Below are 13,831 nucleotides of genomic sequence, written 5' to 3' on the forward strand. Positions count from 1 at the left end.
TCCGCGATGCCCCGCCGGGCGCGGTCACCGCTCCAGCAGCCGCTTCCGGTAGGGCAGGACGCGCGCGGGCAGGTTCCAGCCGAGGACGCCCGTGAGCTCGCCCCCGGACCGGTACAGGGCCACGAACCTCCCGTCCTCGACCGACCCCTCCTCGATCGTCACGTCGCTCTCCTCCGGGAAGACGCCGTGCGCCTGGATCTTCACGTCGTACTGGTCGCTCCAGAAGTAGGGGAGCGGAGCGAACGGCCTGACGTCGCCGTGCAGCAGGTTGTGCGCCGCGGCGGCGCCCTGGTCGGTGGCGTTCATCCGGTGCTCGAGCCGCATGCGCCGCCCGTACCGGGGGTTGAGCCACGAGGCGACGTCGCCCGCCGCGTAGATCCCGGGCGCCGCGCGGCAGTGCTCGTCGCACTCGACGCCGTCCCCGAGCGGCACGCCGGACCCGCGCAGCCACTCCACCGCGGGCTCGGCCCCGACGGCGACGAGCACGACCCCGGCGGGCACGGTCGTCCCGTCCGACAGCGTCACGGCGGTGACCCGGCCGTCCGCGGCCACCATCTCCTGCACGCCCGCGCCCATGCGCAGGTCCACGCCGCGGTCGCGGTGCAGCGCCGCGACCGCGGCGCCGACGCGCGGGCCGACCTGGCGCATCATCGGCACCGGAAGCGGGTCGGCGACGGTCACCTCCAGGCCCATGCTCCGCGCCGACGCCGCGACCTCCAGGCCGAGGAAGCCCGCGCCGACGACGACCGCCCGGAGCCCGGCCGCCCGGGCGGTCTCCAGGTCGGCCCGCAGCGCCAGCGCGTCCGGGCGGTCGCGCAGCACGTGCACGCCGGCGAGGTCCCGGCCTTCCGGCAGCCGCCGCGGTCGCAGGCCGGTGGCGATCACCAGGGCGTCGAACGGCAGGTCCGGCGCGCCCTCGACGCGGACGAGCGCGCGCCCGACGTCGAGTCCCGCCGCGCGGCCGCGCACCAGCCGCACGTCCAGACCGGCGTAGTGGTCCGCGTCGCGCAGCACGGTGCGTCCGGGCTCCCACGCGCCGGTCAGCACCTGTTTCGACAGCGGGGGACGGTCGTAGGGCAGGGCCGGTTCCGCACCGAGCAGGACGAGCGAACCCGCGTACCCCTCGCGCCGGAGCGTCTCGGCGGCGGCGACGCCCGCCGCGCCCGCGCCCGCCACGACGACGCTTCGCGGTGACCTCACGGCGCGTGCACCTCGCTGTTCACAGGCGAGCCTCCCATCAGTAGGATCAACGATGATCCAAGAAAATGAACTGTAATTCAATGCACTATAGGGTCATGACGCCAGGCGCCATGGAGCGAGGAGGCACGGTGGGCGGCAGCGGGACCGGGGGCGAGGCGGGCGGCGGAGCGGGGCGGCCCCTGCCCCGGCTCACCCCGGAGAACGAGTTCTTCTGGACGTCCGGCGCGGACGGGCGCCTCCGCGTGCAGGAGTGCGGGGCGTGCTCGGCCCTGATCCACCCTCCGCAGCCGGTGTGCCGGTACTGCCGCGGGACGAAGCTGGGCGTGCGGGCGGTCTCCGGGTACGCGACCCTCATCGGGTTCACCGTCAACCACCGGTTCAGCCTGCCGGGCCTCCCGGCGCCGTACGTCGTGGCGCAGGTCGCGCTCGAGGACGACGCCCGCGTGCGGCTCACGACCAACGCGGTCGGGTGCGACCCCGCCGACCTGGCGCTCGGCATGCGGATGGAGGTCGTCTTCGAACGGGCCGAGGACGTGTGGCTGCCGCTGTTCCGGCCCGCCGCCGAGCAGGGCCCGCCCGCCGGGCTCCCCGCCGACGAGGTCGAACCCGAGCGGATGGCGACCCGCGTCCGCCCGATGCCCACCACCGACAAGTTCGAGGACAGGGCCGCCCTCACCGGCATCGGCGCCTCCGAGCTCGGCCGCCGGCTGATGGTGGACCCGCTGTCGCTCACCGTGCAGGCGTGCGAGCGCGCGGTCGCCGACGCGGGCCTGACGCTCGACGACATCGACGGCCTGGCGACCTACCCCGGCGCGGGCGCGTTCGGCGGGTTCGGCGAGGGCGGCGTGACCGCCCTGGAGGCCGCGCTGGGCCTCCGGCCGGCCTGGTACAACGGCGGCGCCGAGACGTTCGGGCCCGGCGGCTCGCTGATCGCGGCGATGCTGGCGGTCGCGGGCGGGCTCGCCCGGCACGTCCTCTGCTTCCGGACGCTGTGGGAGACCACGCACGGAGAGCTGACGCGGCGCGGCGGCGCGGGCGCGGGCGCGGGCGGCGGCCGCGTCGAGGGGGCCGCGAGCTGGCGGACGCCGTTCGGGGCGACGTCGGCGGCGCACACCCTCGCGCAGAACGCCCAGCGGCACTTCCACCGGTACAGCACGACCCGCGAGACCCTCGGCTGGATCGCCCTCAACCAGCGCGCGAACGCCGCCCTCAACCCGACGGCGATCTACCGGTCCCCGATGACGATGGACGACTACATGGAGGCCCGGCCGATCACCACGCCGTTCGGCCTCTACGACTGCGACGTGCCCTGCGACGGCGCCGTCGCCGTGATCGTGTCGGCCGTGGACGCCGCGCGGGACCTCGCCAGGCCCCCCGTCCTGGTCGAGGCGGTCGGCACGCAGATCACCGAGCGGATCGACTGGGACCAGAGCACCCTGACGCACGAGCCGCAGGTGCTCGGCCCCGCCGCCCACCTGTGGACGCGCACGTCGCTGCGGCCGTCCGACGTGGACGTCGCGCAGCTCTACGACGGGTTCACGCTCAACTGCCTCTCGTGGATCGAGGCGCTGGGGTTCTGCGGCATCGGCGAGGCGAAGGACTTCCTCGACGGCGGCGGGAACATCGCCCGGGACGGCGTCCTCCCGCTGAACACGCACGGCGGGCAGCTCTCCCACGGCCGGACGCACGGGATGGGGCTGGTCCACGAGGCGGTCGTCCAGCTCCGCGGCGAGGGCGGGGCGCGCCAGGTGCCGGGCGCCCGGGTCGCCGTCGTGAGCAGCGGCGGTCTCACCCCCGGCGGAGCGATGCTCCTGAGGACGGACGCGTGACGCGCGGCGAACGCGCCCGCGCGGCGCACCCGCGACCGGGACGGGCCCGCGGAACCGCGCCGTTCAGCGGATCACCGCGCGCGACCGTCGACGAGCGGTCCGGCGGCGGCCACAATCTGAGGCTCGGGCACGCCGCCGCGGCCCATGACCGGAAGGCGCCGGCGTGCGCCGAGGTCCGCGCGTCGGCGCGCACCCGGCCGCGCGTCCACGCCGACGACGGCTCCGGAACCGGAGCCTTCACCGACCCGACGGGAGAATGAGATGCCGGAAGCCGAAGCCGTCGCCCTGCTGGCCGTGCGGCTGGTCGTGGGCGTCACGATGATCGTCCACGGGTACAACCACTGGCGCGGCGGCGGCCGCATCGCGGGCACCGCGGGCTGGTTCGGCGGCCTCGGGCTGCGGTACGGGACGCTGCAGGCGTGGCTGAGCGTGCTCACCGAGATCGGCGCGGGCGCGCTGCTCGTCCTCGGCCTGCTGACGCCGCTGGCCTGCGCGGCGATCGTGTCGGTGATGCTCGTCGCCGGGCTGCTCGCGCACCGGTCGAACGGGTTCTTCGTGTTCAAGGACGGCTACGAGTACGTCCTCGTCCTCGCGGTCGTCTGCGTCGCGCTCGCCGCGCTCGGCCCCGGGACGATCTCGGTGGACGCCGCCGCGGGCATCGAGCTCGCCGGCTGGGCGGGCGGCGGCATCGCGCTCGGCGTGGGGGTCGCCGCGACCGCGGGACTCCTCGCCGCGTTCTGGCGTCCGGACCGCCGGCCCGCCGCGCAGGCGGAAGAGGAGGCCGCCTGAGCGGGGGAGCAGCCGGGCCCGCCCGTCACGGCGGGCCCGGCTACTCCCCGCCGACGGCGATGCCGCGCAGGCAGAACCGCCAGATCTCCGGCGCGGTCACCGGGGCGGCGGAGCCGTCGTCGCCGCCGCTGCTGTGCGCGGTGAAGATCACCGTCTGCATCACCATGGCCGCCCGGCGGCGCGGCCGGCCCGGGCGGACCGCGCCCGCCGCGGCGGCCTCCTCGACGAGCTCGGTGAAGACGTCCAGCATGGGGCGGTGCGCGGCCGCCACCTGCGGCGGGTGCCTGACGAGCAGTCGCAGGGCGAAGTCGCTGAACAGCGGTCGGTTCTCCCCGGGCGTCGGGCGGCACTGCCCGTAGAGGGTCTCGACCGCGGCCCGCAGCCGCGGCAGGGGCTCGCGATGGCGCCCGGCGGCCTCCCGGACCTGGGCCGCCCCGGCGGCGAGGGCGTCCTCGAACAGGGCGAGCAGCAGCTCGTGCTTGCCGTCGAAATGCTGGTAGAAGCTGCGCAGCGACTGGCGGGAGCGGTCCACGACCTCCTGCACGGTGAAGTCGGTCGTCCCCTTCTCCGCCATCAGGTCCTGCGCGGCGTCGAGGAAGCGCTGGACGCGCTGCTCGGCGCGGAGCTTGGCGGCTCGGGTGGAGCGCTCGACCGCGCGTCGGCGCCAGGCGGGTTCTTCCACGACCTCGGACACCTCGCTGATGATACTCGGGTAAAGCAAAATGTGAGACTCTTACTTACAAACAGCGAGAATGCTATTCTCGCGCGCATGGAGTTCGAGTTCGATGAGGACCAGCGGCTGCTGCGGCAGATGGTCCGCGAAACGGTCGCCAAGTCGCGGTCGCGCCCCGAGGACGAGCTGTGGGCCGCCTACCGCGAGCTGGGCTGGCTGGACGCCCCGCCCGTGGAGCTGGCGATCGTGCTGGAGGAACTCGGGTACGTCGCCGACCCGACGCCCTTCCTCGCCACCGCGACGTGGTTCGTCCCGCTCGCCGGGCGGCCGCCGCGGGGCGCGGGGACGGCGGTGTGCGACGGGACCGGCCGGTTCGTCCTGGACGCCGACCGGGCGGACGAGATCGCGCTGGTGACCGCGGACGGCGTCGTCGTCGTGGACGGCGCCGACGCGGGCGCCGAGCGCGTCGACACCTTCGACCCCACCCTCCACCTCGCCCACGTGCCGGTGCGGCCGGACGGGCCGGGCCTCGTCGCCGGGGTCCCCGACCTCGCGCTGACGGGCCTGGCGATCACCGCGGTCGGCAGCTGCCGCCGCATCCTCGACATGGTCGTCGCGCACGTCCGCGACCGGCACCAGTTCGGCGTGCCCATCGGCTCGTTCCAGGCCGTCAAGCACAAGGCGGCCGACATGCACGTCGCCATCGAGCGGGCCCGGGCGCTCGCCTACTACGCCGCCCTGACCATCGCCGAGGACGACCCCCGCCGCGGCCGGGCCGCCGCGATGGCCAAGGCCGCCGCCGGCGAATGCCAGCGGGTCGTCTTCCGCAACGGTCTCCAGCTCTATGGGGCCATGGGATTCACCTGGGAGAACGAGCTGCAGATCCATCTCAAGCGGGCGAAGGCCTGCGACCTGCTGCTGGGAACGGCGGCCGAGCACAGGAGGGCGTTGCTGCGATGAGGCTGGGTTCCGATCCGGAGGTCGAGGCGTTCCGCGCCGAGTTCTCCGCGTTCCTCGACGCGCACCTGCCGACGGCCGCCGAGGCCGTGCCGCGGTCGAGGTCGAGCGCGGACGTCCCGGAGTGGGCGCGGCGGTGGCAGCGGACGCTGTTCGACGCCGGGTGGCTCCTGCCGGGCAACCCGCCCGAGTTCGGCGGGCGGAACGCGACGCTCCCGCAGCAGCTCGCGCACCTGGAGGAGCTGTCGCGGCGGCGGATCTACCACAGCTTCAACCCGCAGGGCGTCGGCATCATCGCCGCGTCGATCCTGACGTTCGGGACCGACGAGCAGAAGCGCCGGTGGGCCGTGCCCATCCTGCGCGCCGAGATCACCGCGGCGCTCGGGATGAGCGAGCCGGGCGCCGGATCGGACCTCGCGGGCCTGCGGACCCGCGCGGTCCTCGACGGCGACGCGTTCGTCGTCAACGGGCAGAAGGTGTGGACGTCGGGCGCGCACGACGCCGACGTGCTGCTGACGTTCGTCCGGACCGACCCGGACGCCCCCAAGCACAAGGGGATCAGCGTGCTGCTCGTCCCCACCGACGCCCCGGGCGTGGTGCGCAGGCCCTTCGGGTCCATCGCCGACCCCGCCGACCTGGACTTCAACGAGGTCTTCTTCACCGACGTGCGGGTGCCGAAGGAGAACCTGATCGGGGAGCTGAACAAGGGCTGGGGCGTCGCCCACGGTTCCCTCGGCCACGAGCGGACCCTGCTGTGGCTGAGCTTCGCCGAGCGGCTCGAGGACCTGGTACGGGACGCGCCCAGCGACCAGGAGTGGTACGCGACGCTGCAGATGGACCTGCAGGCGCTGCGGCTGCTCGGGTACCGCGCCCTCGGCGACGGGGCCGACCCGGCGGAGCTGTCGGTGCTCAAGCTGCTCGGCTCCGAGGCCGTGCAGGCGGCGTCCCTGCACGCCCTGGAGGAGCGGGGCGCCGAGGGGCTCGCGCATCCCGCCCGGACGGCGCCGCCCAACCACATGAACAACGAGGCGTTCTCCTGCAGCTGGTTCGAACGGTACGCCCGCAGCTTCGCCGGGACGATCGCCGGCGGCACGTCCGAGATCCAGCGCAACATCATCGCCGAGCGCGTCCTCGGCCTGCCCAGATAAGGAGACGCCATGGACCAGATCCTTTACGAGGTCGCCGACAAGGTCGCCGTTATCACGCTGAACCGCCCCGAGGCCGCCAACGCGCAGACCGGGGCGCTGCTGGACGACCTGGACGCGGCGTGGGCGCGGGCCGCGGCCGACGACGACGTCCGGGTCATCGTGCTGAAGGCGAACGGGAGGCACTTCTCCGCCGGGCACGACCTGAAGGACCGCGAGTGGGCCCCGGAGAAGCTCACCCTGGAGTGGATCTACTCGGTCGAGTCGCGCCGGTATCTGGAGTACACGCTGCGGTGGCGCAACATTCCGAAGCCGTCGATCGCGGCGGTGCAGGGCAAGTGCATCGCGGGCGGGCTGATGCTGTGCTGGCCGTGCGACCTGATCGTCGCGGCCGAGAACGCCGAGTTCTCCGACCCGGTCGTGCACATGGGCATCGGCGGCGTGGAGTACCACGGTCACACCTGGGAGCTCGGGCCGCGCAAGGCCAAGGAGATCCTGTTCACCGGCCGGGGCGTCACCGCCGAGGAGGCCGAGAAGGTCGGCATGGTCAACAAGGTCGTGCCGCTCGACGACCTGGAGCCGTCGGCGATGGAGCTGGCCGGGCAGATCGCGCGGATGCACCCGTTCGCGCTGCGCCAGGCCAAGCGCGCCGTCAACCAGACCCTGGACGTGCAGGGCTTCTACGCCGCGATCCAGTCGGTGTTCGACATCCACGAGACCGGGCACGGCAACGCCCTCAGCGTCGACGGGTACCCGGTCCTGATGAAGCTCGACGGCATGAAGGAGAAGCTCAAGCCGCAGTGAGGCCCCGTGCCGCGACGCGGCGGCGGCCGTCCCGGGGAGGGACGGCCGCCGCCGCGTCCGGGCCCGGGGTCAGGCGCCCGCGCCGAACGCCGCGTCGAAGCCCTCGTCGGACATGCCCTCGTCGAGGGGCAGCCGGAAGGTGTTGAAGGCCAGGGCGAGGAGCCCGTAGGTGCCCACCGTGAACACCAGGTCCATCAGCCGCCGGTCGTCGCCCAGCTCGGCCGCGATCTCCCGGTACGTCTCGTCGGACAGGTCCGACCGCTCGTCCAGCTCGTCCACGACCCGGTTCAGGAGCGTGGGCGCGCCCGAGCGCACCTCCTCGATCTCCGCCTCGGTGACGCCGGCCTCCCGGGCGATCACCACGTGCTGCGCCCACTCGTAGCGGCAGCGGCGCCGCCACGCGACCCGCAGGACGGCCAGCTCCCGGACGGCGGCCGGCAGCGACGAGCGGTTCAGCGTGTACGCGTTGTACCGCATGAACGCCTTCGCGAGCGGGGGATGCCGGGCCAGCAGGTCGAGCGCGTTGTTGGGCGGCGGGAACCGGCCCTCGCGCGGTGAGAACGCCGCCACGGTCTCGGCGTCCCACTCGTCGCGGGGGAGCGGCGGCAGGCGCGTCACGTGTTCCGCCCCCCGTTCACGCCCACGATCTGCCCGGTGATGTAGCCGGCCTCCTCGGAGACGAGGAACGCGCAGGTCGCGGCGATGTCCTCCGGGCGCCCGACGCGGCGGACGGGCGTGCGCGCGATGTGGTCGTCGACCGTCCCGCCGAGCAGGCCGCGGCCCTCGGCCTTGCGCAGCATCGGGGTGTCGATGAAGCCGGGCGGCACCGCGTTGACGGTGATGCCGGCCGGGCCCAGTTCCAGCGCGAGGGCCTTGGTGAGGCCGTTGACGGCCGACTTCGCCGACACGTAGTGCGCCATGTACTGCTGGCCGGAGTGGGCGCTGGACGACGAGATGTTGACGATCCGTCCCCAGCCGGCCGCCGTCATGTCGGGCAGGACGGCCTGCACGCAGTGGAAGACCCCGTTGAGGTTCACGTCGATGACCCGCTGCCACGACTCGAACGACAGGTCGGCGAACCGTTTGAAGCCGTCCATCCCGGCGGCGTTGACGAGGACGGTCACCGGGCCGAAGTGCTCCCGGACGGTTTCGAGCGCCTTGTCCACCTGCGCCCGGTCGGTCACGTCGGCGGCCTGCCCGAAGGCGGCGGCGGCCGGGTTCAGGTCCAGCGCGGCGACCCGGTAGCCGTCGGCGCTCAGGCGCTCGCAGACGGCCTTGCCGATGCCGGACCCGCCGCCGGTGACGACGGCGGTCCGCCCGGCGCCCTTCCCGGGGGCGCTCACGCGAACGCCTCGTCGCCGACGATGGTGGTGCGGTGCAGCGTCCGCTCCGAGGACGGGTCGTAGGGCAGCGCACGGTGCAGCATGCCGGTGTTGTCCCACATGACGAAGTCGCCGACCTCCCACTCGTGCGTGTAACGGAACCGTTCCCGGGTGGACCAGTCGAGCAGCTCGTCGAGCAGGTCCCTGCTCTCGTCCGGGTCCATGCCGACGACGTGGTCGGCCGTCGCGCCGATGACGAGCGAGCGGCGGCCGTCCCGGCGTTTCCAGACCAGCGGCGTCTCCTGCGCGGGGACCCGGCGCCAGGCCGCGAGCTCCTTCTCGGTGGGCTCGGGGTTCGCCTTCCGCTGCGCCGCCTCGAAGCTGTGCACCACGCGCAGGCCGTCGTAGCGCTCCCGCTCCTTCTCGGGGAGGTTCTCGTAGGCCGCGTAGGTGCTGGCGAACTCCGTCCCGCCGCCGACCATGGCCACGTGCCGGGCGGTCAGCGTCGTCGCCTTGACGGGCGTCGGGTCGGTCGTCCCGTCCAGGTGCCAGTGGAAGGTGCCCTTGAGGTACTCGGCGGTGGGGTTCTTGGACGGGTCGAGGGACACCGTGAAGATCTCCCGGCCGCGCAGCGACACGACCCGCCCCAGCCTCCGGCAGAACGCGAGCTGGGCCTCGTCGTCCAGATGCAGGCCGCGGATGAGCAGCACGCCGCGCCACTTGAGCGCCTCGTCGCAACGGCCGATCAGCGCGTCGTCGAACAGGTCGCCGACGCCCGTGACCTGCACGCCGAGGTGCGGGCTGAGCGCCCTCGTCTCGGTCATGAAAATCTCCCTTCCGAATATGAGAACAGTACTCTCAAGGTCGAGACCAGGAAAGCCCCATGGTCGCGCTCGGGGTGCCGCACCGCCGGGCGGCGGTGCCGGGAGTGTCGGGCGAAGTGCGTCCCGGTCCTTCATTCTCGAATCTGGATGGTTGATTTGCGTGCTGCGAGAATGTAGTTTCCAGCCATCAAGGAGGCAGGATGCGACTTCAGGAGGCGGGGCGAGCGTGAAACACCTGCTCATCGACGGGAGGCTCGTCGAGGCCGAACGGACCTACCCCTCGGTCGATCCCGCGACCGGCGAGGAGTTCGACCGGGCCCCGGACGCCACGGCCGCCGACGCCGAGCGGGCCGTCGCGGCCGCGCGGCGCGCGTTCGACACCACCGACTGGGCGACCGACCGGGAGTTCCGCATCCGGTGCCTCGACCAGCTCCACGCGGCGCTGGTCGAGCACCGGGAGGAACTGCGCGAGCTGACGATCACCGAGGTCGGCGCGCCCCGCATGCTCACCCACGCCAACCAGCTCGACGTGCCGATCGAGATGTTCCGCTACTACGCCGACCTGCTCCGCGAGTACCCGATGACCGAGGAACTCGGCGAGATCGAGGAGCGGGGGCGGCGGCACCGGCGCTGGGTCGAGAAGGAGGCCGCGGGCGTCGTCGCCGCGATCATCCCGTACAACTACCCGAACCAGATCGGGTTCGCGAAGCTGGCGCCGTCCCTCGCCGCCGGCTGCACCGTGGTGCTCAAGGCGGCGCCGGACACCCCGCTCGTCACGCTGGCGCTCGGCGAGCTGATCGCCGAGCACACCGACATCCCGCCCGGAGTCGTCAACGTCCTCAGCTCGTCCGGTGCCGCGGTCGGCGAGGTGCTCACCACCAGCCCGGACGTGGACGTCGTCACCTTCACCGGCTCGACCGCCACCGGCCGCCGGGTCATGGAGGCCGCGAGCCGCACCGTGAAGCGCGTCTTCCTGGAACTCGGCGGCAAGTCCGCGATGATCCTGCTGGACGACGCCGACTTCGACACCGCGGCCATGTTCTCGGCCTTCATGATCTGCTCGCACGCCGGGCAGGGCTGCGCGCTCACCAGCCGCCTCCTGGTGCCGCGCGACCGGCACGACGAGATCGTCGAGAAGGTCGCCGCCAACCTCGCCCGCGTCACCTACGGGGACCCGCGCGACCCCAAGACCTACATGGGCCCGCTCATCAGCGAGGCGCAGCGCGACAAGGTCGACGGCATGGTCAGGCGCGCCGTCGAGGCCGGCGCGAAGCTGATCACCGGCGGCGAGCGCGTCGACCCCGGCTTCTTCTACACGCCGACGCTGCTCGCCGGCGTCGACCCGGCGAGCGAGATCGCGCAGGAGGAGATCTTCGGCCCCGTCCTCGTCGTGATCCCCTACGACGACGATGACGACGCCGTCCGCATCGCCAACGACTCGATCTACGGGCTCTCCGGCGGCGTGCAGAGCGCCGACCAGGACCGGGCGATCGCGATCGCGCGCCGCGTCCGCAGCGGGACGTTCAGCATCAACGGCGGCAACTACTTCGGGCCCGACGCGCCCTTCGGCGGCTACAAGCAGTCCGGAATCGGCCGTGAGATGGGCGTCGCCGGGCTCGAGGAGTTCCTGGAGCGCAAGACCTTCGCCGTGGTGGCGTCGTGAGCGCGCCGCTGGACGGCGTCCGCGTCGTCGAGGTCGCGATGTACGGGTTCGTCCCGTCGGCGGGCGCCGTGCTCGCCGACTGGGGCGCCGAGGTCGTCAAGATCGAGCACGCCGTCAACGGCGACCCGCAGCGCGGGCTCCGGCAGACCGGCACGATGAAGGTCGAGGGCGACCCCAACCCCAACATCGAGCACGCCAACCGCGGCAAGCGCAGCCTCGGGCTGGACATGGCCGATCCCGAAGGCATGGAGATCCTGCACGAGCTGATCCGCCGCGCGGACGTCTTCCTGACCAGCTTCCTGCCCGCGGCCCGCCGCAAGCTCGGCATCGACGTGGACGACGTCCGCGCGGTCAACCCCGGGATCGTCTACGCCCGGGGCAGCGCCCTCGGCCCGCGCGGCCGGGAGGCCGAGAAGGGCGGCTACGACATGACCGCCTTCTGGGCGCGGGCCGCCACCGCCGCCAGCCTCACCCCGCCCGGCGTGGAGGGGATGATCCCCCCGCCCGGACCCGCCTACGGCGACACCATCTCCGGCACCAACCTCGCCGGCGGCATCGCCGCGGCGCTGTTCCGCCGCGAGCGGACCGGCGAGGCGCCCGTCGTGGACGTCTCCCTGCTGGGCAGCGGCCTGTGGGCGATGGGCCACGGCATCGCGCTGTCCCGGCACCTCGGCAAGCCGCTGGAGGCGCCGCCGGCGGGCGCGCACGGCTCGCCCACGAACCCGCTGACCGGCCTGTACCGCACCGCCGACGGCCGCCACCTGGCCTTCGTGATGCTGCAGCCCGCCCGCTTCTGGGCCGACGTGTGCCGGCACATCGACCGTCCCGACCTGGCCGACGATCCCCGCTTCGCCACCGCGGAGCTGATCGCCGAGAACACCTCGGCGGCCGTCGAGACACTGCGGGAGGTTCTCGCCACCCGCACGCTGGGCGAATGGACCGAGCGTTTCGCCACCCTCGCGGGGCCCTGGGCCCCCGTCCAGGACTCCCTGCAGGTGGGCGACGACGCGCAGATCCGCGACAACGAGTACCTCGTGCGGGCCGGTGAGCTCGAACTGGTCGCCAACCCGGTGCAGTTCGACGTCACCGCTCCGCGGCTCGGCCCCGCTCCCGAATTCGCCGCGCAGACCGAGGAGATCCTCATGGAACTCGGTCTCGACTGGGACCGCATCCTCGCCCTGAAGGCGGCGGGCGCGGTCACCTGACCATCATTCGGGGGTTCGGCTCCGAGGAGGAACGTTGAGACCCTTGATCATTGGCCTGCTGCTCGTCGCGCTGACGGGGTGCGCCGCCCGAGGCGGCACCACCGCGGCGGACGACGACGGCGGGACCCGGGACGGCGGCGGCGCGTCCGCCTCCGTCCCGAAGACGGACTTCGGCACGCTCGAGGACGTGTGCGGTCCCGGCGAGGCGAAGCCGTCCGACGCCCAGGGCGTCACCGACACCGAGATCAAGGTCGGCGTCTTCACCGACGTCGGCTTCACCAAGAAGCCCGACATGGTGGACGCCGCCGAGGTGTTCACCGAGTGGTGCAACGCCGCCGGCGGCATCAACGGGCGCAAGCTCGTCCCCGTCACCCGCGACGCCAAGCTGATGGAGGTCCGGCAGCGGATGACCGAGGCGTGCGCGGGCGACTTCGCGGTCGTCGGCGGCTCCGCGGCGCTGGACGGCCAGGGCGTCGAGACCCGCCTGACGTGCATGCTGCCCGAGTTCCCCGCCCAGTCGAGCCAGGTGCAGGCGCGCGGCGCCGACCTCCAGGTGATGGCGAACGGGGCCTCGCTCGGCTACAACGACTACGCGGGCTTCTACAACTGGCTGCTCAAGGAGAAGTACCCGTCGTCGAAGGACGCCGTGGGCGTCATCGCCGGGGACTCCCCGGTCACCAAGATCATGGTCTCCCAGCACTCGGAGACGATCACGGGACTCGGCGGGAAGATCGCCTACACCGGGCTGTACCCGGCACGCGGAGTGTCCGACTGGACGCCGTACGCGCAGGCCATGAAGGACAAGAACGTCAAGGCGCTGATGTTCCTCGGGGACTGGAACCAGCTCGCCAAGCTGCTCCAGTCGCTCACCGGGATCGGCCACAAGCTCGACTGGGTCGACACCACGAACAACGCCTACGGCCCCCAGTTCGCCGAGCTGGCCGGCGCGGCGCTGGAGAGCCAGCCCTCCTACGCCGACCTCAGCGGCATGCACCCGCTGGAGAAGGCCGGCGACAACGCCGCCACGCGGCAGGTGCTCGACATGTTCGAGCGGTACGCGCCGGACGCCGAGGTCAACCTGCCGGTGCTGCGCTCCTTCTCCGCCTGGCTGCTGTTCGCCAAGTCGGCCCGCGCGTGCGGCGAGCTGACCCGCAAGTGCGTCCTGGAGAACGCCCGGAAGGAGACCGAGTGGACGGCGGGCGGCCTGCGGGCGCCGCTGAACCTGTCCGACCCCGCCTCGCCGCCCCGCTGCTGGAACGCCGTCCAGGCGACGCCGGGCGGCTGGCAGCCCGCCGACTTCGGCGCCGATGAGGGCTCCTACCGGTGCGGGGACGTCGCGCACAGGTACACGGGCGACTACCCGGCCCCGCTGAGGCTCGAGGACGTCGGCAAGACCATGGCGGACCTGCGGTAGGGCCCG

General features: G+C 73.0%; 14 protein-coding genes. 9 read left to right on the forward strand and 5 right to left on the reverse strand.

The features are described from left to right. Window positions 1–24: 24 nt before the first annotated feature. Window positions 25–1,200, reverse strand: coding sequence for an NAD(P)/FAD-dependent oxidoreductase (locus ACFQ11_RS16195; protein WP_378299235.1), 1,176 nt, complete (start codon window positions 1,198–1,200; stop codon window positions 25–27). Between the two features lie 128 nt (window positions 1,201–1,328). Here ACFQ11_RS16195 and ACFQ11_RS16200 point away from each other — a divergent pair, with 128 nt between their 5' ends. From ACFQ11_RS16200 to ACFQ11_RS16210, 3 genes are read left to right on the forward strand one after another with little or no spacing between them, the layout of a single operon-like run. Further along, entirely contained in the window at window positions 1,329–3,029 is a 1,701-nt protein-coding gene (locus tag ACFQ11_RS16200; protein ID WP_378299237.1) for a thiolase C-terminal domain-containing protein, read from the forward strand. Beyond that, window positions 3,026–3,289, forward strand: coding sequence for a hypothetical protein (locus tag ACFQ11_RS16205; RefSeq protein ID WP_378299239.1), 264 nt, complete (start codon window positions 3,026–3,028; stop codon window positions 3,287–3,289). The genes ACFQ11_RS16200 and ACFQ11_RS16205 overlap by 4 nt, the downstream gene beginning before the upstream one ends. A 1-nt stretch (window position 3,290) precedes the next feature. Continuing rightward, window positions 3,291–3,818, forward strand: a complete 528-nt coding sequence (locus tag ACFQ11_RS16210; protein WP_378299241.1) for a DoxX family protein — start codon at window positions 3,291–3,293, stop codon at window positions 3,816–3,818. A gap of 40 nt (window positions 3,819–3,858) precedes the next feature. Here the strand turns inward: ACFQ11_RS16210 and ACFQ11_RS16215 are convergent, their stop codons facing one another. Beyond that, the gene (locus ACFQ11_RS16215) at window positions 3,859–4,512 is read right to left on the reverse strand and encodes a TetR/AcrR family transcriptional regulator (protein WP_378299243.1); all 654 of its coding nucleotides are present in this window, start codon (window positions 4,510–4,512) and stop codon (window positions 3,859–3,861) included. A 75-nt stretch (window positions 4,513–4,587) separates the two neighbouring features. On the opposite strand from ACFQ11_RS16215, the gene ACFQ11_RS16220 reads away from it, so the two are divergent. The 3 genes from ACFQ11_RS16220 to ACFQ11_RS16230 are packed head-to-tail and all read left to right on the forward strand — an operon-like array spanning window position 4,588 to window position 7,397. Then, the gene (locus tag ACFQ11_RS16220; RefSeq protein WP_378299245.1) at window positions 4,588–5,451 is read left to right on the forward strand and encodes an acyl-CoA dehydrogenase family protein; all 864 of its coding nucleotides are present in this window, start codon (window positions 4,588–4,590) and stop codon (window positions 5,449–5,451) included. Then, entirely contained in the window at window positions 5,448–6,596 is a 1,149-nt protein-coding gene (locus tag ACFQ11_RS16225) for an acyl-CoA dehydrogenase family protein (protein WP_378299247.1), read from the forward strand. The genes ACFQ11_RS16220 and ACFQ11_RS16225 overlap by 4 nt, the downstream gene beginning before the upstream one ends. Window positions 6,597–6,605: 9 nt before the next feature. Further along, window positions 6,606–7,397 (forward strand): enoyl-CoA hydratase, encoded by a 792-nt coding sequence (locus ACFQ11_RS16230; RefSeq protein ID WP_378299249.1) that lies wholly within the window; start codon window positions 6,606–6,608, stop codon window positions 7,395–7,397. A 69-nt stretch (window positions 7,398–7,466) separates the two neighbouring features. Here the strand turns inward: ACFQ11_RS16230 and ACFQ11_RS16235 are convergent, their stop codons facing one another. From ACFQ11_RS16235 to ACFQ11_RS16245, 3 genes are read right to left on the reverse strand one after another with little or no spacing between them, the layout of a single operon-like run. After that, on the reverse strand, window positions 7,467–8,015 hold the full coding sequence (locus ACFQ11_RS16235) for a carboxymuconolactone decarboxylase family protein (protein WP_378299251.1): 549 nt from the start codon (window positions 8,013–8,015) through the stop codon (window positions 7,467–7,469). Beyond that, window positions 8,012–8,740 carry an SDR family NAD(P)-dependent oxidoreductase gene (locus tag ACFQ11_RS16240; RefSeq protein ID WP_378299253.1) on the reverse strand — a complete coding sequence of 243 codons (729 nt, stop codon included), beginning with the start codon at window positions 8,738–8,740 and terminating at the stop codon, window positions 8,012–8,014. Before ACFQ11_RS16240 ends, ACFQ11_RS16235 begins: the two co-directional genes overlap by 4 nt. Beyond that, window positions 8,737–9,543: a TauD/TfdA dioxygenase family protein gene (locus tag ACFQ11_RS16245; RefSeq protein WP_378299255.1), complete on the reverse strand. Its 807-nt coding sequence runs from the start codon at window positions 9,541–9,543 to the stop codon at window positions 8,737–8,739. Before ACFQ11_RS16245 ends, ACFQ11_RS16240 begins: the two co-directional genes overlap by 4 nt. Before the next feature lie 226 nt (window positions 9,544–9,769). Between ACFQ11_RS16245 and ACFQ11_RS16250 the strand changes: the two genes are divergently transcribed. Genes ACFQ11_RS16250 through ACFQ11_RS16260 form a run of 3 tightly spaced genes read left to right on the forward strand, consistent with a single transcriptional unit; the run spans window position 9,770 to window position 13,825 of the window. Then, window positions 9,770–11,206 carry an aldehyde dehydrogenase family protein gene (locus ACFQ11_RS16250; protein WP_378299257.1) on the forward strand — a complete coding sequence of 479 codons (1,437 nt, stop codon included), beginning with the start codon at window positions 9,770–9,772 and terminating at the stop codon, window positions 11,204–11,206. Beyond that, on the forward strand, window positions 11,203–12,411 hold the full coding sequence (locus tag ACFQ11_RS16255; protein ID WP_378299259.1) for a CaiB/BaiF CoA transferase family protein: 1,209 nt from the start codon (window positions 11,203–11,205) through the stop codon (window positions 12,409–12,411). The genes ACFQ11_RS16250 and ACFQ11_RS16255 overlap by 4 nt, the downstream gene beginning before the upstream one ends. 34 nt (window positions 12,412–12,445) lie before the next feature. After that, window positions 12,446–13,825, forward strand: a complete 1,380-nt coding sequence (locus ACFQ11_RS16260) for an ABC transporter substrate-binding protein (RefSeq protein ID WP_378299261.1) — start codon at window positions 12,446–12,448, stop codon at window positions 13,823–13,825. Window positions 13,826–13,831 lie beyond the last annotated feature (6 nt).

This window comes from Actinomadura sediminis (genome assembly GCF_042675525.1).
GTDB classification, from domain to species: domain Bacteria; phylum Actinomycetota; class Actinomycetes; order Streptosporangiales; family Streptosporangiaceae; genus Spirillospora; species Spirillospora sediminis.

Excerpts from the sequence above, each read along its gene's own strand:
- ACFQ11_RS16210 (WP_378299241.1), top strand. The coding sequence starts at position 3,291 with ATGCCGGAAGCCGAAGCCGTCGCCCTGCTGGCCGTGCGGCTGGTCGTG.
- ACFQ11_RS16220 (WP_378299245.1), top strand. The coding sequence starts at position 4,588 with ATGGAGTTCGAGTTCGATGAGGACCAGCGGCTGCTGCGGCAGATGGTC.
- ACFQ11_RS16225 (WP_378299247.1), top strand. The coding sequence starts at position 5,448 with ATGAGGCTGGGTTCCGATCCGGAGGTCGAGGCGTTCCGCGCCGAGTTC.
- ACFQ11_RS16230 (WP_378299249.1), top strand. The coding sequence starts at position 6,606 with ATGGACCAGATCCTTTACGAGGTCGCCGACAAGGTCGCCGTTATCACG.
- ACFQ11_RS16245 (WP_378299255.1), bottom strand. The coding sequence starts at position 9,543 with ATGACCGAGACGAGGGCGCTCAGCCCGCACCTCGGCGTGCAGGTCACG.